Genomic DNA, 19,625 nt, shown 5'->3' with positions numbered 1-19,625 from the left:
CGCGGCCGAGTTGACTTCCAGCCACCTCGGCCGCAACGACGCGGCCTCGTCAGGGAGGTTTCAAAGTGAACACGCGTATGCGTCGTGCCGCCGTTGCCGTTATCGCCACCACGATGGCCGTTTCGATGGCTGCCTGTGGCAAGGCAGGCGACGACAAGAAGTCCGACAGCAGCTCCAGCTCCTCGGGCGGTACGAACGCCTCGATCGGCCTGCTCCTGCCCGACAGCGTCACCGCTCGGTACGAGAAGTTCGACAAGCCGTACTTCGAGGCGAAGGTCAAGGAGCTCTGCTCCGGCTGCACCGTCCAGTACAACAACGCGAACGCCAGCGCAGCGACGCAGGCCCAGCAGGTCAGCAGCATGATCACCAAGGGCGTCAAGGTCATCGTGATCAGCGCCCAGGACTCCGCCGCGATCAAGTCCTCGATCCAGCAGGCGGTCAACAAGGGCATCAAGGTCGTCGCGTACGACCGTCTGGCCCAGGGCCCGGTCTCCGCGTACGTCTCCTTCGACAACGTCCAGGTCGGCAAGCTCCAGGGCGAGGCGCTCCTCACCTCGCTGGGCTCCAAGGCGACCACCAAGTCGAAGATCGTCATGATCAACGGTGACGACGCCGACCCGAACGCCGCGCAGTTCAAGAAGGGCGCCCACGAGGCCCTCGACGGCAAGGTCGACATCGCCTACGAGCAGTCCGGCCTGTGGAAGGACACCGTCGCCGGGCAGAAGATGTCGGCGGCCATCACTCAGCTCGGTGCCAAGAACATCGCGGGTGTCTACTCCGCGAACGACGGCATGGCCGGCGGTATCGCCACCGTCCTCAAGGGCGCGAAGATCAGCGGCATCCCGCTGACGGGCCAGGACGCGGAGCTCGCCGGTATCCAGCGCATCGTCGCCGGTACCCAGTCCAGCACCGTCTACAAGGCCTTCAAGCCGGAGGCCGAGGCGGCCGCCACGCTCGCCGTCGACCTGGCGCAGAACAAGAGCATCTCCTCGCTCGCCACCACGACCCAGACCAGCGGCTCCGGCAACAAGGTGCCCTCGCAGCTGCTGACCCCGGTGTCGGTCACCAAGGCCAACATCAAGGACACGGTCATCAAGGACGGTCTCTACACCGTCGCGCAGATCTGCACCGCCGACTACGCCACGGCGTGCAAGGCGGCCGGTCTGGAGTAATCACCGCCCAGCGGTGACATAGCCCCTTCGGCGTCCGCCCCGCCTTCCAACCCCGCTGCGGGGCGGGCGCCGATCGGAACCCGTGCGAACGCAGCCGTTGCCAACTGGCACCGGCCGCGCGCATGTTCATCTTGTAAATCTGTGCCTAGGCACAACCCTCCGCGGCTTTTGACAAGCGCGGCATCCCCGCCGGTCAGGCGGCGAAGGAGATGGTTCACGTGTCCGCTACGCCCGTGCTGGCGTTGCGCGGAGTCTCCAAGCGATTCGGTGCGGTGCAGGCCCTCACCGAAGTAGAGCTGGAGGTCCACCCCGGAGAAGTCGTCGCACTGGTCGGCGACAACGGCGCAGGAAAGTCCACTCTGGTGAAGACCATCGCCGGAGTGCACCCCATCGATGAAGGAGTCATCGAGTGGGAGGGCAACCCGGTCAGCATCACCAAGCCGCACGACGCCCAGGGACTCGGCGTCGCGACGGTCTACCAGGACCTCGCGCTCTGCGACAACCTCGACGTCGTCGGCAACCTCTACCTCGGGCGTGAGCTGCTGCGCCACGGGGTCCTCGACGAGGTCACGATGGAGAAGAACTCCCGTGAGCTGCTGAGCACCCTCTCGATCCGCATCCCGAGCGTGCGCATCCCGATCGCCAGCCTCTCCGGTGGCCAGCGACAGGTCGTCGCGATCGCCCGCGCGCTGATCGGTGACCCGAAGGTCGTCATCCTCGACGAGCCCACCGCCGCCCTCGGCGTGGAGCAGACCGCGCAGGTCCTCGACCTGGTCGAGCGGCTGCGCGAGCGCAACCTCGGCGTCATCCTCATCAGCCACAACATGGCCGACGTCAAGGCGGTCGCCGACACCGTCAACGTGCTGCGCCTGGGCAAGAACAACGGCTCCTTCCCGGTGAAGGACACCAGTCAGGAAACGATCATCGCCGCGATCACCGGTGCCACGGACAACGCCGTGACCCGTCGTGCGGTGCGCAGCACGGAGGCGGCAAAGTGAGCGACACGTCAGGCACCGTGAAGAAGGACGCGGTCGAACCGACCACCGCGCCTCTCGCCGAGGACCCCACGGCGGCGGCCGGTGCCGCCACCGTCGTCGACCCGCGTCTGCTGGTCCGCGAAGAGGGCTTCCGGGGCTATATCACCGAGTTCAAGCGCAAGGTCAAGGGCGGTGAGCTCGGCTCGCTGCCGGTCGTCGCCGGCCTGATCGTCATCGGCATCATCTTCCAGTCGCAGAACAGCCGGTTCCTGAGCGCGGACAACCTGTCCAACATCAGCTACTACCTGTCGGCGACCGGCATGCTCGCCATCGGCCTGGTCTTCGTGCTGCTGCTCGGCGAGATCGACCTGTCCGTCGGCTCGGTCAGCGGTCTGGCGTCCACCCTGTTCGCCGTCTTCGTGGTCAACCACGGGATGAACGGCTGGCTGGCGCTGGTCCTGACGATCGTCACGGGCATCGGCATCGGCGCGCTGCACGGCTTCTTCTTCGCGAGGATCGGCGTACCGGCGTTCGTCGTCACCCTGGCCGGCTTCCTCGGCTGGAACGGTCTGATGCTGTGGCTGCTCGGTTCGAGCGGCACCATCAACATCCCGGACGAGGGGCCGGTGCACCTGCTCGGCCAGGGCTCGTTCTTCATGGACCAGTCGATCGCGGGCGCCTACATCCTGGCCGCCCTCGGCGTCGCGTCCCTGCTCTACGGCTCGCTCGTCGAGCAGCGCCGCCGCAAGGCCGCCGGGGTGCCGTTCCGGCCCACCAGCGAGATCGCGCTGCGGGTCGGCCTGCTCGCCGTGGCCGCGTTCGTCACCGCGTACGTGCTGAACTCCTCGGCCGGTGTCTCCAACGCGCTGGTGATCTTCCTCGCGTCCCTGGTGATCGTGGACTTCGTGCTCCGTCGTACCCCGTACGGCCGCAAGGTCTTCGCGGTCGGCGGCGGCATCGAGGCCGCGCGCCGTGCCGGTATCAACGTGTCCATGATCCGCATCACCGTGTTCGCCATCTCCGGCGGCTTCGCGGCGGTCGGCGGTATGTTCTTCGCCGGTCAGACCCAGAGCGCCACGCTCAACGCCGGCGGCGGCAACACCCTGATGCTGGCCATCGCGGCCGCGGTCATCGGCGGTACGAGCCTCTTCGGTGGTCGCGGCACCGTCTGGTCCGCCCTCCTGGGCATGCTCGTCATCCAGTCGATCCAGACCGGCCTCGACCTGCTCAACATGAACACGTCGATCCAGTACATGATCACGGGTGGCGTCCTGCTCGGCGCCGTCGTCATCGACTCGGTGTCCCGCAAGAGCCAGAAGGCGTCCGGTCGCGGCTGACCTGCCCTTCGCCCAGACTGTGCCCGGTACCGATGGCGGTACCGGGCACAGTCGTGTCGTAGGAAAGGCTGTTCGTGGGTACAGCCGATCGCGTGACGTATGACGCACAGCCCGGGCGCCGTCCGCAAAGGCGGAACATTAGACTCGACAAGCCCGGCAACAGCTCGATCAGCTCTACTCGCAAGGAGGCACGGGTGCCGCTGCTGACCCGCATCAGGGGACCGCGCGATCTGGACCGGCTCAGCCTGGAGCAGCTGGACCAGCTGGCCGGGGAGATCCGGACCTTCCTCGTCGACGCCGTCTCCAAGACCGGCGGCCACCTCGGCCCGAACCTCGGTGTGGTCGAGCTGACCATCGCCCTGCACCGCGTCTTCGAGTCGCCGAAGGACCGGGTGCTGTTCGACACCGGCCACCAGTCCTACGTCCACAAGCTGCTCACCGGCCGCCAGGACTTCTCGAAGCTGAAGATGAAGGGCGGCCTCTCCGGCTACCCCTCGCAGGCCGAGTCCGAGCACGACGTCATCGAGAACTCGCACGCCTCGACGGTCCTCGGCTGGGCCGACGGCCTCGCCAAGGCCAACCAGGTCCTGAAACGCGACGACCACGTGGTCGCGGTGATCGGTGACGGCGCGCTGACCGGCGGTATGGCCTGGGAGGCGCTGAACAACATCGCCGACGCCAAGGACCGCCCGCTCGTCATCGTCGTCAACGACAACGAGCGCTCCTACGCACCGACCATCGGCGGCCTCGCGAACCACCTGGCGACCCTGCGGACCACCGACGGCTACGAGCGCTTCCTGGCCCGCGGCAAGGACCTCCTGGAGCGCACTCCGGTCGTCGGCAGGCCCCTCTACGAGACGCTGCACGGCGCGAAGAAGGGCCTGAAGGACTTCATCGCCCCGCAGGGCATGTTCGAGGACCTGGGTCTGAAGTACGTCGGCCCGATCGACGGCCACGACATCGAGGCGACGGAGTCCGCGCTGGCCCGCGCCAAGCGGTTCGGCGGCCCGGTGATCGTCCACGTCCTCACCGAGAAGGGCCGCGGCTACCAGCCCGCCCTCCAGGACGAGGCCGACCGCTTCCACGGCATCGGCCCGATCCACCCCGACACCGGCCTGCCCATCAAGGCCTCCGGCGCCGACTGGACCTCCGTCTTCGGCGACGAGATGGTCGCGCTGGGCCAGGAGCGCGAGGACATCGTCGCGATCACCGCCGCGATGCTCCAGCCCGTCGGCCTGAAGAAGTTCGCCGACGCCTTCCCGAACCGCATCTACGACGTCGGCATCGCCGAGCAGCACGGCGCCGTCTCCGCGGCCGGCCTCGCCACCGGCGGACTCCACCCCGTCTTCGCCGTCTACGCCACCTTCCTCAACCGCGCCTTCGACCAGGTGCTGATGGACGTGGCTCTGCACAAGTGCGGGGTGACCTTCGTCCTGGACCGGGCCGGCGTCACCGGCACCGACGGCGCCTCCCACAACGGCATGTGGGACATGTCGATCCTCCAGGTCGTCCCGGGTCTCCGGCTCGCCGCGCCCCGCGACGCCGACCAGGTCCGCGCCCAACTGCGCGAGGCCGTCCAGGTCAAGGACGCCCCGACGGTCGTCCGCTTCTCCAAGGGCGCGGTCGGTCCCGCCGTACCCGCCGTGGGCCGCATCGGCGGCATGGACGTGCTGCGCGCGCCCGGCACCGACGCCCCGGACGTCCTGCTCGTCTCGGTCGGTGCCCTCGCGCCGATGTGCCTGGAGATCGCGGCCCTCCTCGACAAGCAGGGCATCTCCACCACGGTCGTCGACCCGCGCTGGGTCAAGCCCGTCGACGAGGCCATGGCCCCGCTCGCCGAGCAGCACCGGGTGGTCGTCACCGTCGAGGACAACTCCCGTGTCGGCGGCGTCGGTTCGTCGATCGCACAGGCGTTGCGCGACGCGGGCGTGGATGTTCCGCTGCGCGACTTCGGCATCCCGCCGCGCTTCCTCGACCACGCCTCGCGCGCCGAGGTGATGACGGAGATCGGCCTGACCGCTCCCGACATCGCCCGCCAGGTCACCGGCCTGGTCTCGAAGCTGGACGGCCGCTTCGAACGGCCCACCGCCGAGGTCGACTCGGTGGAGTCCGCGCGCGACTGAGGCACGGCCGCACCGCCGAACGGGCCGCTTTTACCACTCTTTGCAGTGGTGAAAGCGGCCCGTTCGCGTGAACCCGCCCGCGTCGGGGCATACGCACCACGCCCCCTCTCGATCATGTCGAGGACGCCAAGCGTGGGAGGTACACCCGTGAGCAGCACACTCTTCCGGACGAAGAGAGTCGAACAGTCCATCCAGGACACCGAGGAACCCGAGCACGCGCTCAGAAAATCCCTCTCGGCCCTGGATCTGACCGTGTTCGGCGTCGGCGTCGTCATCGGCACCGGCATCTTCGTCCTCACCGGCACGGCCGCCAAGAACACCGCCGGTCCCGCGGTCGCCCTGTCCTTCGTCGTGGCCGGCGTCGTCTGTGCCCTCGCGGCGCTCTGCTACGCCGAGTTCGCGTCCACGGTCCCGGTCGCGGGCTCCGCGTACACCTTCTCGTACGCCTCGCTCGGCGAGTTCCCCGCCTGGATCATCGGCTGGGACCTGGTCCTCGAACTCGCCCTGGGGACGGCGGTGGTGGCCGTCGGCTGGTCCGGCTACATCCACTCGCTGCTGGACAACGCGGGCTGGCATCTGCCCGAGGCGCTCAGCGGCCGGGACGGCGCCCACGGCTTCGGCTTCGACATCCTCGCCGCCGCGCTCGTCCTCGTCCTCACGGCGATCCTCGTCCTCGGCATGAAGCTCTCCGCGCGCGTCACGTCGGTCGTCGTCGCCATCAAGGTGGCCGTCGTCCTCGTGGTGATCGTCGCCGGCGCCTTCTTCATCAAGGGCGACAACTACAAGCCCTTCATCCCCAAGGCGCAGTCGGTCGAGGCGGGTGGCAACCTCAAGGCCCCCCTGATCCAGCTGATGTTCGGCTGGGCACCCTCCAACTTCGGCGTCATGGGCATCTTCACCGCCGCCTCCGTGGTCTTCTTCGCCTTCATCGGCTTCGACGTCGTCGCCACCGCCGCCGAGGAGACCCGCAATCCGAAGCGGGACGTGCCGCGCGGCATCCTCGGCTCGCTGGTCATCTGCACAACGCTGTACGTCGCCGTCGCGATCGTCGTGACCGGCATGCAGAAGTACAGCTCGCTGTCGATCGACGCACCCCTCGCCGACGCGTTCAAGGCCACCGGACACCCGTGGTTCGCGGGCCTGATCAGCTTCGGCGCGGCGATCGGCCTGACGACGGTCTGCATGATCCTGCTGCTCGGCCAGGCCCGCGTGTTCTTCGCGATGAGCCGTGACGGCCTCCTGCCCCGCTTCTTCTCCCACGTCCACCCGCGCTTCCGCACCCCGTACCGCCCGACCATCCTCCTCGGCGTGATCATCGCGATCGTCTCGGGCTTCACGAGCCTCAGCGAACTCGCCGAACTGGTCAACATCGGCACGCTGTTCGCGTTCATCGTGGTCGCGATCGGCGTCGTCATCCTCAGGAACAAGCGCCCGGACCTGCCCCGCTCCTTCCGCACCCCCCTGGTCCCGGCCCTCCCGATCGTCTCGGTCCTGGCCTCCCTCTGGCTGATGCTCAACCTCCCCGCCGAGACCTGGCTCCGCTTCGCCATCTGGATGGCGATCGGCTTCGCCGTGTACTTCTTCTACGGCCGCACGCACAGCCGCCTGGGCCTGCAACAGGCGGCAGAGGCGGGCAAGTCGGAGGCACCGCCGAGCGGAAACGCGTCGTAGTTCCTTCGTGATCGACCCAGTTGCTTGTCCGGCCCCGTAAGTCCCGCTCGGTGGAGGGGACTTACGGGGCCGTGTGCGTGGGTCAGCCGGGTGTGCTGCGGGGCCGTAGCGCGTATGTGTCAGCCGCGTACGCTGCGCGGCCCGCTGGTTCGCACGCTCAACTCGGTGACCCTGTGGGGGAGTTCGTGGGTGGCGGTGGCCCGTGGCGCCCTCAGGCCGTCGGCCGTCGGTCCTGGTAAGTCCCGCTCGGCGGGGGAGACTTGGGGCCCCATTGCCTGCGCGTCAGCCCCGTACGCTGCGCGGCCCGGTGACCTCCGCGCCCAACTCCGTGACCCTGCGCCGGAGTTCGCGGTCCGCGGTGACCACCAGGCAGGGGCGGCCGGCGGCCTCGGCGACGAGTTCGACCATGCGGTCGTCGCCGCTGCCGGGGGCCGAGTCCACCCGTACGCCCGGGACGGATGTCACGCCACGGGCCGCGCCCTCCACGACGAGGACGAGTTCCACAGGGTCCGCGCGGCCCGGCAGGCCGTCGCTCGCGAGCCGGTCGCGGAGGCGTTCGGCGGCACCCTTGCGGTCGCGCCACCAGCCGTCGGGGACCGACCCGACGACATTGGCGCCGTCGACGATCACGAGCAGGGGAGTGTCCTCGTCCATGGGGCAAGGGTCGCACGCGAGCGGGGGGTGCCCCGCGCGGAAGTACCCGCCCCAATTACAGTGAACCGGTGAACGGCGACTGGCTCCTACGCGGCCGCGACGGCCGGCTCAGTGTGTATCTGCCCTCGGGCGACGCCGTCCTGTGCCGGGCGGAACGCGGCCCCGGCGGCCTCTGGAACGCCCCGCGCACGGTCGGCGGCGACCAGAAGCTGCACCCCGGGCTGCTCGGCATCGGACAGGGCGCGGACCGCTACGCCCACCTCGTGTCCTGGCGTCCCACGGCCGCCGGCGAGTCCGGACTGGTCCACTCCACCCACTTCCGCGCCCGGCTCGCGGCCCTCGACTGGAGCCCGATCGGACACCCGAACAAGAAGGGCGACCGCACCGGCGTACCGGCGATCGCGGTCGACGCGGAGGGCCGGGCCCATGTCTTCGTACGCAACGCGGAGGCCGGTGTCAGCCTGCTGGCCCAACGGGAGAAGGGCGGTTGGGACCCGTGGCGCGACCTCAAGGGGAGCGACGTCCACGAGGACCTGGCGGCGGTGACGGGGGAGTCCGGCACGGTCGAGCTGTACGCGGCGGTACCGGGCGCGATCCTGCACTGGCGCCAGGAGGAGCCGGGCGAACAGCCCGTGCTGGAGGAGGCGATGGAGGCCGCCGTCCGCCCCGGCACACTCCGGGCCCTGGCCACCTCCCCGTCGAGCACCACCCTCTTCTACACGGACGACTCCGGCGACCTCTGCGTCTGGCGCCCCGGCGCCAAGCCGGTCACCCTTCTCCCCTCGGCCGGCCCCGGCCCGGTCTCCGTGATCCGCTGCGAACTCGACGGCCACGACTGCACGTTGCTCGCCCAGCGCTCGGCCAGCGGCCGGGTCGCCTTCGCCGCGTATCCCACGGAACAGGAGTCCGCGGGCGCCTGGTGGACGGAGTCGGGGCCCCAACTCCCGGTGGACGCCGAGGTATCGCTGACGCTGGACGAGGACGAGCGGGTGGCCGCGGCGACGGTGTCGCCGTCCACCGGCCAACTGCTCGTCACGCGGCGGAAGGAGGAGGCGGGGCTGGCGCTGGAGGCTTGGCGGGAGGTTTGAACGACCGCTCCCGACCCATCGATCAGCGGTGGTCCGGATCCGCCGATCAGCCGTGGACGAACGGCAGTTGACCCGTCCACGGGATCCGCTCCGGGCATCCGTTCCGTCCCGTCAGGCCGAAGTCCCGCCCGTAGCAGGTGACTTCTTCGCCGACTCGGGGATCGTCGAGTCGGTGCGGAGGGCCTTCCACAGCGTCGTCGCCTGCGGCTCCGCCGCGATCACCCGGTTCGGGTCGACCTTGTCGTAGGCCACCGGGAGCATGATCGTCTCCATGGTGGACGGGTCGACGCCGTTCAGGCTGCGGCCGAACTCCGCGAGCTTGGTGAGCGAGGCGAGTTCGGAGTCGGTGGTGAGCGCGGCGGTGAGCTGGTCGGCGATCTTGTACGCCTTGACGGGGCTGCCCAGCAGGTCCTGCTTCTGGATCTCGGTGAGCAGGGCCAGCATGAACTTCTGCTGGAGGCCGATGCGGCCGAGGTCGCTGCCGTCGCCGATGCCGTGCCGGGTACGGACGAACTCGAGGGACTGGGTGCCGTTCAGCCTGTGGGTGCCCGCGGTCAGGTCGAGGCCGCTGGAGGTGTCGTGGATGTCCTCGTCGACGGTGACGGTCACGCCGCCTATCGCGTCCACCAGGTCCTTGAAGCCGGCGAAGTCGACCTCGACGTAGTGGTCCATGCGGATCCCGGACATCTGCTCCACGGTCTTCACCACGCAGGCCGGACCGACCTGGGAGTAGATGGAGTTGAACATCACGCGCTTCGCCGACGCGACCGAGGAGCCGTTCGACCTGGTGCACTCCGGGCGGGTCACCAGGGTGTCGCGCGGGATGCTGATCGCGACGGCCTTCTTGCGGCCCTCGGGTATGTGCATCACCAGCGCGGTGTCCGAACGGGCGCCGGAGACCTTGCCGGTGTTCAGCTTCGCGTTGGCGCCGGCGCGTGAGTCGGAGCCCAGGATCAGGATGTTCTGCCCCGAGGTGGGCAGCTTCTCCGGCCGGTCGTCGCCGATCGCCCTGTCGATGTCGACGCCCTTGATGTTGCCGTCGATCCCGCTGTAGAGCCAGTACGCGGTACCGGCTCCGGCGAGGACCAGGACGGCCAGGGAGAGCAGGATCCAGCGGCCGGTGCGGCGCCGACGGCGGGGCGTGCCGCGCCGCGAGGGGCGCTGCGATCTGCTCGGGCTGTCGACGGCAGGGGTCGTCATTCGGGTGCTGTCCTCGTCTGGTGCGGACCGGGTGCGTACCGGGGCTGAAAAATGCTGGGCGATCGGACAGACCGGCGACAGACGACTTGCGTTGTACATCAGTGATCCACATCACGTTAACTTCGCCGATTCGAGGCGCCGTCAGGTGCTGTGGCCGTTCCCGCGCGGACAGCGGGCCCGCTGTCCGAGCCCGGGGAGTGTAGGACCCATGCATATGATGTGGCGAATTTCTGGTCCCCGCGTCGAGGTCGGGCACGTCTTCAGGGAGTCCGTCATGGTGATGCGGGGTCGTTCCGCACGGGTGGAACAGCACCGCCGTTCCGCCGAGCCCGTCGCCGCCCCGGCGTTCGAGGTGACGGGCACGGCCTCGGGTTCCTGGCTGGTGCGCGGCAAGGACGGCAGGCTCACCGCATACGCGCCGACCCGGGGCGGGCTGCTGCGCTGGACCGAGGCAGGCCGCGGCGGCTCCGGGTGGTCGGGGCCGGACTTCTTCGCGGTCGCGGACCTGACCCACCTCACCGTTGTGCAGGGAGCGGACGCGTACGTCCACTTCCTGGGGCGACGGGAGCGGCGCCGGGCCGACGGCTCCGCCGACGTGGACGTCGTGCACGCCATCCAGTACCAGCCCGGACGGCCCGTCACCGAGTGGCGTTCGCTCGGCAGTCCGCACCGGGAGCCCGAGCGGGCGCGTCGGCTGGGTGTGCCGGCCGGGGCCGTGGACACCCACGGTGACCTGCACGTCTTCGTGCGGAACGCCGGCGGCGGCCTGATGATGCGCAGGGAGGGCAAGGGCGGCAGGTGGGAGCCCTGGGCCGATCTGCGGGGCTCCGGCATCCAGGACGGGGTGACCGTCACCGCCGCGTCGGACGGGCGCGTCGAGGTGTTCGCCCCGGCCGGGGACAGCACGCTGCACTGGGTGCAGCCGGAACCCGGATCGGTGCCGCAGCGGTCGTACGACATACGTCCCGGGGCGCTGCCCGGCTCCGCGGTCGCGCTGGAGACCGGGCCCGGCCGGCTCACCCATGTGTGGACCGATCCGGCCGGGTCCGGCCTGCTGTGCCACCGGCCCGGCGGCTGGTCGGTCCCGCTCGGCGGCACGCCCGGGGACGGCGGCAACGCGGTGCTCCGCACCGTCCTCGACGGCTACGACTGCACGGTGATCGCGCACCGGGGCGCGTCCGGGGAGGTGCTGGTGGGTGTGTGCGGGACGGAGTCCGAGGCCTCGGGGCTGTGGTGGAACGGCACCGGGAGGTCCTGTCCGGGGACGCCCGCCCTGGCGCACGACGCCTGGGGGCGTGTGGTGCTCGCCGCCTTCGACGCGGACGGCGCCCTGTGGGTGGGGCGGCAGGCCCCGGATCCAGGATTGGTCTTTTCGGACTGGGTGCGTGCCTGACCTGCGGTCCCCGTGCGGCGGCCTCGCGATGTGGCCTTCGTGACAGAAGTTTCACAGAAACCGATTGCTTCTGGACAGGTTGCGAACCAGATGTAAACATTCTGTCTGATCAGTAAGACGCAAGTAAGCCGCAAGTGTGACTTCGGTAAAAATTTGGTCAGATCTACTGGTTCGGCGGCGGTCGCACAGGGGGTGCGGCAGTCGGTCAGGGTGGGGAAAATCCGCCGGGGGTGACCCCGGCCACGACTTGGATGGTGCGGAAACAGGTGAGCCTCAACAATCCCGAGGCGAGCGCGTTCGTGTCGACATATCGATCTTTGGTGCCTGTGGGGGCGCGTCGCAAGATCGTCAGGCGGCTGCCGAGCCCTCTGCGCACCTCCGTGAAGCGCTCGCTCGCCTCTGCCGACGCGGTGCGATCGGCGGTGGTGGTGCGGGCGCTGGGCGGCAGCCGCAAGGGGGGCCGGCACACCACCGAGGGCCGGCTGCGGGTCGTCCGCGTGAGCGGCCGGCACCTCCGCGCCATGGAGGTGCCCGGGGCCACGGCCTGGGCCGCTCGTGCCCGTAACCTCCACCTCCTCGTCGCGGTGCTCGAAGAGGCCGGGATCGACTACTTCTGTGTGCGGGGCACCTCGGCCGCCGTGCCGTGCGTCGCCGTACCGGCCCGGCTGCGGCCGGAGTTGGAGGCCGCGCTGCGGCTGGAGTGCGAGGACGGCGCCGGCTACGTCGGCACGGTCCCGCCCGGTCAGATGCGGCCCGGCGCCCTCACCGCGAGCTGGCGAGGGCTGCGCGACCAGCGCGTGCTGCGCCTCGCCTGGTACGTCTGCGACCCGTCCGGGAACCTGGTCTTCGGCCGGGAGTCCGGCTGCGACGTCGAGTTCTGGGACGAGCGGGACGGGCAGCTCGTCGCACCGCGGCCCAACCGGGTGATGACCGAGGTCGCGGTGGACGCCGGCCGCTGCTGGACCGAACAGAAACGATTCAGCCCTGTTCCGGCCGCCTACGCCACCGGTCATGCCCGTACCCTCCCCGAGTTCGCCGCCGCGCTCCCCGACGACCACCTCTTCCCGATCGACGTGGTCTACACCTGGGTGGACGACTCCGACCCGGTGTGGAGCGCCGGCCGGGACGCGTTCCGGCGCGAGCTCGACGGCGGCGACGCGGACGGCGGGAGCCTGCACGAACAGGCCGCGAACGACTCCCGCTTCACCAGCCGCGACGAGCTGAAGTACTCCCTGCGCTCCATCCACCAGTACGCCCCGTGGGTGCGCAACATCTTCCTCGTCACCGCCGGCCAGGTACCCGCCTGGCTGAACACCGACTTCCCCGGCATCCGCGTGGTGGACCACCGGGAGATCTTCGCCGACCCGTACGCGCTGCCGACCTTCAACTCGCACGCCATCGAGAGCCAGCTGCACCACATCCAGGACCTCTCGGAGCACTTCCTGTACCTGAACGACGACGTCTTCTTCGGCCGCCCGGTCCAGCCGAGCCACTTCTTCCACCCCAACGGGCTGACCAAGTTCTTCCAGTCCAAGGCCCTCATCCCGTCCGGCCGGGCGAGCACCGGAGACCTCCCCGTCAACGCGGCCGGAAAGAACAGCCGCGGTCTGATCGCCCAGCACTTCGGGACCGTCATCTCACAGAAGATGAAGCACACCCCGCACGCCCTGCGGCGGAGCATCCTGGCCGAGATCGAGCAGGTCTACGACAAGGCCCACCGGGTCACCCAGCACTCCCGCTTCCGCTCGCCCCGCGACGTACCCATCGCCTCCTCGCTGCACCACTACTACGCCTACCACTCCGCGCGGGCCACGGTCGGCGACATCCGCTACGTCTACGTCGACCTAGCCGACGACCTGGCGGAGCGCCGGCTCAACAGCCTGCTGGCGCGGCGCAACTTCGACACCTTCTGCATGAACGACACCGTGACCGCAGCCGACCCCGAGGCCCAGAACCGCATGGTGGAGACGTTCCTGGAGGCCTACTTCCCGGTGCACAGCCCCTTCGAGACCGCATCCGGCATCACCGCACCGCGGCCCGCGCCGCGGGTAGCCGAACTGGGGCGCACCGGCTCATGACCTCCCGCCCCGAGAGCTCCGCCCGACCGACGGGCGGAGCGGCTCGACCGCGCCGTGCGCGCGCCCGCCTCGGCGCCCTGCGCAACCGGCTGATGCTCGGCTTCTTCATCCCCCTGCGCCGCCGCCGGGCCGCCCGGCTCCACTACGCCGCCATCCTCGACGGCCAGACGGTGAACCTGCACGCCGGACTCCCGCCGTCCGCCGGACTGCCGGACCGGGCCGAGATCCTGGTACGGCGCGGCCGGCGCCGTCATGCCGTCGAGGCCCGCGTCTACCAGGGCCCGGCCGGCGAGGCACTGGTCGACGTCGCCGTCCTGCTCGGCGCGGAGGTCGGCGGAGTACCCGTCACCACCGGACGCTGGCGGCTGCGCCTGCGCCTGTACACCGGGCGCAGGAAACGCTCGCTGTCCCTGCTGCTGCTCCAGCCACCGGTGCCCTACGAGGGACCGACCAAGCCCATGGCGGCGTCCCCCGTGACCGGGGAACGCCACCGGCTCGGCCGCTCCGTGCGCGGCAGCGCCCGGGTCATCAGCGCCGGGGTCCGCCCAGGCGTCGAGGTGACCAAGGTGCACCTGACCCATGCGGGCGTCACCGTGGACTTCCGGGTGCTGGGCGTCACGACCGACCGGCCGTGGGCCGAGTTCGTCGCCTCCGGACGCCGGTTCGAGCAGCCTGTCACCGCCGACGCCACCAGCGGCTCCGGCCTCTTCCGGGTCGACGTACCCCTGGACCGGATGACCCCGCGCGGCGCACGCCCCGAGCACTGGGACGTCGAACTGCACGACCACGACGGCCGGTCCCTGCGCCTGGGCCGCCGACTGCACGACGTACGCAACCCGCTGCGTGTCTTCGCCATGCGCAGCATCGCCATCACCCCCCAGGGCCGACCGCCCCTGATCGTCCAACCGCGCTACACCCCCGCAGGAAATCTAAGGTTCACCTGCACGCGCATGTCCGAGGCAGGCTGAACCGACCGATGAAGATCACATTCCTGCTGACCACGGCCGACGCCGTGGGCGGCACCGAACGCGCGGTGTTCAACCAGGCGTCGGAACTCGCCGCCCGCCACGACGTGCGGGTGCTCAGCGTCTTCAAGAGCAGGCCGGCCCAGTTCTTCACCCCGGACGAACGGGTCCGTGTCGACTACCTGGTCGACCTCACCGCACGCACCCCCCGCCCCACACGTCCGACCACCGTGGACACCTCGGTGTGGGCCGGACTCGCCGCGCAGCCCAGCCACATCGTCGACCGGGCATGGGAGTCGGCCTTCAACCGGCTGGCCGACCTGGAACTCGAACTCGCCCTGCAGGACACCGACACCGACGTCCTGATCACCACCACCCCGGCGCTGATGGCACTCGCCGTCCAGCTCGCACCGGCCCACGTCATCACTGTCCACCAGGAGCACCGGGTCTCCGAACTGCGCGGCACCAGCGGCGAACCGCTGCGCCGCTACGCCGCCCGGCTGGACGCGCTCGCCGTGCTCAGCGAACGCACCCGGGACTGGTTCGCCGAGACCCTGGGTGACGCCGCGCCCCGGCTGGAGGTGGTGCCCAACGCCCTGCCCAGCGGCTTCCGGCCCCGCTCCACCCTGCAGACCCGCACCGTCGTGATCGCCGGCCGGCTCGTGGCCGAGAAACAGATCGACCACGCCGTCACCGCCTGGGCCACCGTGGCCCGCCACCACCCGGACTGGCAGCTGCGGATCTTCGGCGACGGCCCGCTCAGCGGCGCCCTGCGCCGGCAGATCGACACGCTCGGACTGCACGACTGCGTCCAGCTCAACGGCAACTCCCCCCACCTCGCCGAGGAGTGGGCCAAGGCCGGCATCGCCACCCTCACCTCGCGCAACGAGGCCTTCGGCCTGGTCCTCGCGGAGGCACACGCCGCGGGCGTCCCGGTCGTCTCCTACGACTCGCCCAACGGCCCCCGCGAAGTGGTCATCGACGGACAGACCGGCGTCCTGGTCCCGCCCGGCGACACCGACGCCCTGGCCTCGGCCCTGATGCTCCTCATCCAGGACGGCGAACTGCGGCAGCGGATGGGCGCCGCGGCGCTCGCCTCCGTCAACCGCTTCTCGCCCGCCGTGGTCACCGCGCACTGGGAGCGGATCCTCCACGAACTCGTCGCCGAGCGGGACACCGGCCGCCGGGCCGTGGCCAAGGCCGAACGCCAGGCCGTGCACGCCTACTACGGCGGCGCCGACGGCATGGTGCCCGCCGCGGTCCCCGCCCCGGCCACCACCGTGCGCACCTCCGACCAACGGGCCCTGGAACAACGGCTCCTGAAGCGGCGCGGCACGGTCAGCGACGGCGGCCAGGTCTGCCGGCTGCTGGACTGGGAGTCGCCCTGGGACGTCGTGCAACAGAACCTCGCCCTGGTCGCGAACGCCCTCGAGGCCGCCGACATCCCCTACCTCGTCGTGCGCGACCACCTCGTACGGCACACGGTCGCGGTGCACGCCGTACACCGTGAGGCGGTCTTCAAGGCGCTCGCCGAGCGGTACGCCACGGAGGCCGTCTACGCGGCCGTGCTCAACGAGGGCCAGAAGACGGTGGCCACCGTCCTCGCCGGACTCGTCGCGCCGTACGCCGACGGAGCCTCGTCCGGCGTGCGGATCTACCAGAACGTGGTCTCGCCCTCGCGCATCCTGCGCCTCGGTGCCGTCTACGGCTGCACCGTCTCCTTCTGGGAGCACGACCCCGAGGACGAGACCCACCTCAAGGCGCCCGCCCGCACCCTGATCGGCGACCGGGTGCCCAACAGCGCCATGTACCGGAGCACGTTGACGTTGGGGGGCCGCCCCTACCCGACGATCCACGCCTTCGGGCAGGCGCTCCACGGAGACGTGACGTTTCCCGTGGACGCCGTCTACACGTGGGTGAACGGCTCCGACGTCTCGTGGCTGGAACGGAAGAACGCCGTGCTGGCGGCCCTGGGCATGGAGACGGAGGACGCGGCGACGAGCGCGGCGCGCTTCCGGGACCGTGACGAACTGCGGTACTCCCTGCGCTCCATCGACATGTACGCCCCCTGGATCCGGAACATCCACATCGTCACCGACCAGCAGATCCCGCACTGGCTGGACCTCTCCCACCCACGGATCCGCGTCGTGGACCACACCGAGATCTTCGGCACCCGGGGCGCGCTGCCCACATACAACTCCCATGCCATCGAGAGCCAGTTGCACCACATCGAGGGCCTGGCCGAGCACTTCCTCTACTTCAACGACGACGTGTTCGTCGGACGGACCCTGCAGCCCACCATGTTCTTCCACGGCAACGGGCAGGCGAAGCACTTCATGTCGCCCACCTCCGTCCCGATGGCGCCGCCCTCCTACGACGACGAGTTCAACATCAGCGCCGCGAAGAACAACCGTGCCCTGGTGGAGCACTCCTTCGGACAGACGCTGGTCCACTCGTTCCTGCACGCCCCGCATCCGCTGCGGCGCAGCGTCCTGGCGGACATCGAGGAGAACTACCAGCAGGCGGTCGCGACGACCGCGGCCAACCGGCTGCGCGACCACAGCGACATCTCGGTCGCGTCCTCGCTGCACCACTACTACGGCTTCCACACCCTGCGCAGCGTGCCGGGCAGCATCTCGTGCGGCTTCGTCAACGTGGGGCTCAGCGAACACCAGCCGAGGCTGAGCCGACTGCTGACGGCCCGCCCGCACGACGTGTTCTGCCTGAACGACTACCACGACGGCGATGTGCCCGAGGACGAACAGGACGCGACCCTCAGGGCCTTCCTCCCGAGCTACTTCCCGGTGCCGAGCCAGTTCGAGACCGGATCGCTGCGCAACCAGCGCGCCCACGCGGGCTATCTGCCGGACTGGCCGCTGTGACGCCCGGCATCCCATCGCTCCACCGCCCGTCCGCCCGTCCGCCCGTCCGCAGCCGAGGGAACACCGCCATGCAGTCCGCTGAGGGAAACACACCGCGCGCTTCGCTGGTCCAGGTGCTCGCACACCCGGACGACGACCTCTACTTCATCAACCCCGACCTCCAGCGGGCGCTGGAAGCGGGGCACCGGGTGACCAGCGTGTACCTGACGGCCGCCGAGGCCGACGGGCGCAACATCGACACCCGCGATCCGCACCGCCTGGACAGCCCGCCGGACTACGCGGGCTACGCGGAGGCCCGCCAGCAGGGGCTGCGCGCGGCCTACGCGACCATGGTGACGGGCAAGCGCGAGAGCGAGTGGGCACGGGACGTCGTCTCGTTCTCGACCGGAGTCACCGCCGAGCGCTCCACCCTGCTGGCGGCGCCGCACGTCCAGCTGTTCTTCTTCGGGCTGCGCATGGTCGACGACCGGCACGGGTTCCCGGCCGACCGCCCGCAGGCCCGGCTGGCCACCCTGTGGACCGGGCAGTCCGGCACCCAACTCACCCTGAACGCCGCGGAGTCACCGCTTCAGCAGCCGCAGGAACTCACCCGGGACGAACTGCTCGGCTCCCTCGTCGAGGTGCTCCGCCACACGCGGCCCGACCACTTCTGGACCATGGACCCCGACCCCTGGCACACGGCCTGGGACGAGAAGCGGGGGCCGACGTCCAGCGACCACCAGGACCACACCGCGACAGCGCAGTTCGCGCTGGCCGCCCTGGAGCACTACGTCGCGGAGGGCGGCGTGCCGCCGCTCGTGGACCACTGCGTCGGCTACGGCAACAAGCTCTGGCCCAGCAACCTCACCGAGCACGCGTGGGCCGAGAAGAAGCGCGTGGTCGAGGTGTACACGTCGGCCGACGGACATGACTGCCGCCACCGGCACTGCGGCGACCGGCAGTTGTCCGACGGCTCCGACATCCGCCGCTACGGCTGGAGCACCCGGGCCCGCTACGAGGGCGGCACCGACTGGCTCCACCTCCAGGCCGACGGCCGGCTCGCCGCGTACACCGTGCTCGGCGGCCGGGTCGCGGTCTGGACCGAGGGCGTGCCCGGTGGCGACAACTGGGGCCGGCCGGCCTTCCTGCCCGGGGCCGGTCTGACGCCGGCCCTGTCCGTCGCCCCCGACCGCACCGGCGGAGTGCACCTCGTCGGTCTGCGCCGCACACCGGGGCCGGGCGGTCAGGTGGACGTGGAGGTCGTCCGCATGTGGCGGCAGGCCCACACCGGGGCCGTGGCGCCCTGGGAGGAGGTCGGCAACCCCAACGCGCGGTCGAACGACTGGCAGCGCTGCCGGGAGGTCGGCGTGCCCGAGGCCGTGGCCGACCCGTCGGGACGGCTGCACGTCTTCATGCGGAACTTCGGATCGGGGATCAGCGCCCGCCGCGAGACCGGCGAAGGGTGGGCCGCCTGGGAGGACCTGGGCGGCCGCGGCATGCAGGACTGTCTCACCGCGGTCCTGAAGTCCACCGGCCGGATCCAGCTGTTCGCCGCGAACCGCGTCGGCGGCGTGCACTGGTACCAGGAGGACGTGTACGGCCCGTACAGACTCCAGGACGGTGTGACGACGGCCGACCCGGACGCCTGGCGGCCCGCCGGCGGTCTCGCCCCCGTGCAGATCGGCCGCTCCCGCATGGCGTTCTTCTACCGCGAGGAGGACTCCGGCGAGGTGATGTGCGTACGCCAGCGGCCCGACGGCCGGTGGAACGGACAGGCCGAACGGCTCGGCGGGCACGGCGGAACCGGCCGGATCGCCGCCCTGCGACAGCTGACCGACCGGCACGACTCCCTCGTCCTCGCCCGCCGCAACGCCCACAACCGGCTGAGCCTCGCGGTCCTGCCCACGCAGGGCAGGCCGCAGGCACCGGACTGGTTCGACCACGACGTGCTGATCGCCCGGCCACCCGCCCTCGCGCTCGACCACGTGGGCCGGGTCGTGGTGGCGGTGCTCGGCACGGACTCGCGACTGCGGGTGATGCGGCAGAACACGCCGGACGTGGCCGACGGCTTCGGACCCCCGGTGATCGTGTGACCGGCTCCGACAC

Annotated in this window: 13 protein-coding genes; 11 read left to right on the top strand and 2 right to left on the bottom strand. The window is 70.4% G+C overall.

Annotation, left to right across the window (positions count from 1 at the left end):
* Positions 1-77 precede the first annotated feature (77 nt).
* The 5 genes from OG504_RS14770 to OG504_RS14750 all read left to right on the top strand — a co-directional run bounded on the left by OG504_RS14770 (position 78) and on the right by OG504_RS14750 (position 7,280).
* Positions 78-1,172: a sugar ABC transporter substrate-binding protein gene (locus tag OG504_RS14770; RefSeq protein ID WP_405996336.1), complete on the top strand. Its 1,095-nt coding sequence runs from the start codon at positions 78-80 to the stop codon at positions 1,170-1,172.
* Positions 1,173-1,381: 209 nt separating this feature from the next.
* Positions 1,382-2,170, top strand: coding sequence for an ATP-binding cassette domain-containing protein (locus OG504_RS14765; RefSeq protein ID WP_365303929.1), 789 nt, complete (start codon positions 1,382-1,384; stop codon positions 2,168-2,170).
* Positions 2,167-3,486: a sugar ABC transporter permease gene (locus OG504_RS14760; protein ID WP_405990255.1), complete on the top strand. Its 1,320-nt coding sequence runs from the start codon at positions 2,167-2,169 to the stop codon at positions 3,484-3,486. The genes OG504_RS14765 and OG504_RS14760 overlap by 4 nt, the downstream gene beginning before the upstream one ends.
* 194 nt (positions 3,487-3,680) lie before the next feature.
* Positions 3,681-5,609, top strand: a complete 1,929-nt coding sequence (gene dxs / locus OG504_RS14755) for a 1-deoxy-D-xylulose-5-phosphate synthase (protein ID WP_405990254.1) — start codon at positions 3,681-3,683, stop codon at positions 5,607-5,609.
* Between the two features lie 147 nt (positions 5,610-5,756).
* Entirely contained in the window at positions 5,757-7,280 is a 1,524-nt protein-coding gene (locus tag OG504_RS14750) for an amino acid permease (protein WP_405990253.1), read from the top strand.
* A gap of 282 nt (positions 7,281-7,562) precedes the next feature.
* Here the strand turns inward: OG504_RS14750 and OG504_RS14745 are convergent, their stop codons facing one another.
* Positions 7,563-7,934, bottom strand: coding sequence for an NTP pyrophosphohydrolase (locus OG504_RS14745; RefSeq protein WP_405990252.1), 372 nt, complete (start codon positions 7,932-7,934; stop codon positions 7,563-7,565).
* Positions 7,935-8,002: 68 nt separating this feature from the next.
* On the opposite strand from OG504_RS14745, the gene OG504_RS14740 reads away from it, so the two are divergent.
* Entirely contained in the window at positions 8,003-9,022 is a 1,020-nt protein-coding gene (locus OG504_RS14740) for a hypothetical protein (RefSeq protein ID WP_405990251.1), read from the top strand.
* 111 nt (positions 9,023-9,133) lie between these two features.
* Here the strand turns inward: OG504_RS14740 and OG504_RS14735 are convergent, their stop codons facing one another.
* Positions 9,134-10,222, bottom strand: a complete 1,089-nt coding sequence (locus OG504_RS14735) for an LCP family protein (RefSeq protein ID WP_405990250.1) — start codon at positions 10,220-10,222, stop codon at positions 9,134-9,136.
* A 280-nt stretch (positions 10,223-10,502) separates the two neighbouring features.
* Here OG504_RS14735 and OG504_RS14730 point away from each other — a divergent pair, with 280 nt between their 5' ends.
* From OG504_RS14730 to OG504_RS14710, 5 genes are all read left to right on the top strand, one after another.
* The gene (locus OG504_RS14730) at positions 10,503-11,615 is read left to right on the top strand and encodes a hypothetical protein (protein WP_405996335.1); all 1,113 of its coding nucleotides are present in this window, start codon (positions 10,503-10,505) and stop codon (positions 11,613-11,615) included.
* Positions 11,616-11,881: 266 nt separating this feature from the next.
* Positions 11,882-13,693, top strand: coding sequence for a stealth family protein (locus OG504_RS14725; RefSeq protein WP_405990249.1), 1,812 nt, complete (start codon positions 11,882-11,884; stop codon positions 13,691-13,693).
* Positions 13,690-14,661, top strand: a complete 972-nt coding sequence (locus OG504_RS14720; RefSeq protein WP_405990248.1) for a hypothetical protein — start codon at positions 13,690-13,692, stop codon at positions 14,659-14,661. The genes OG504_RS14725 and OG504_RS14720 overlap by 4 nt, the downstream gene beginning before the upstream one ends.
* An 8-nt stretch (positions 14,662-14,669) precedes the next feature.
* Positions 14,670-17,540 (top strand): stealth conserved region 3 domain-containing protein, encoded by a 2,871-nt coding sequence (locus OG504_RS14715; RefSeq protein WP_405990247.1) that lies wholly within the window; start codon positions 14,670-14,672, stop codon positions 17,538-17,540.
* Between the two features lie 68 nt (positions 17,541-17,608).
* Positions 17,609-19,612 carry a PIG-L family deacetylase gene (locus tag OG504_RS14710; protein ID WP_405990246.1) on the top strand — a complete coding sequence of 668 codons (2,004 nt, stop codon included), beginning with the start codon at positions 17,609-17,611 and terminating at the stop codon, positions 19,610-19,612.
* Positions 19,613-19,625 lie beyond the last annotated feature (13 nt).

The sequence above is a fragment of the Streptomyces sp. NBC_00986 genome (genome assembly GCF_045162565.1).
GTDB lineage: Bacteria > Actinomycetota > Actinomycetes > Streptomycetales > Streptomycetaceae > Streptomyces.
The sequence above is the reverse complement of the archived record's forward strand: the minus strand, read 5'-3'. Positions and strand labels throughout refer to the sequence as shown.

Coding starts and splice junctions, on each gene's coding strand:
- OG504_RS14770 (WP_405996336.1), top strand. CDS start 78: ATGCGTCGTGCCGCCGTTGCCGTTATCGCCACCACGATGGCCGTTTCG.
- OG504_RS14765 (WP_365303929.1), top strand. CDS start 1,382: ATGGTTCACGTGTCCGCTACGCCCGTGCTGGCGTTGCGCGGAGTCTCC.
- OG504_RS14745 (WP_405990252.1), bottom strand. CDS start 7,934: ATGGACGAGGACACTCCCCTGCTCGTGATCGTCGACGGCGCCAATGTC.
- OG504_RS14735 (WP_405990250.1), bottom strand. CDS start 10,222: ATGACGACCCCTGCCGTCGACAGCCCGAGCAGATCGCAGCGCCCCTCG.
- OG504_RS14730 (WP_405996335.1), top strand. CDS start 10,503: ATGCGGGGTCGTTCCGCACGGGTGGAACAGCACCGCCGTTCCGCCGAG.
- OG504_RS14720 (WP_405990248.1), top strand. CDS start 13,690: ATGACCTCCCGCCCCGAGAGCTCCGCCCGACCGACGGGCGGAGCGGCT.
- OG504_RS14715 (WP_405990247.1), top strand. CDS start 14,670: ATGAAGATCACATTCCTGCTGACCACGGCCGACGCCGTGGGCGGCACC.
- OG504_RS14710 (WP_405990246.1), top strand. CDS start 17,609: ATGCAGTCCGCTGAGGGAAACACACCGCGCGCTTCGCTGGTCCAGGTG.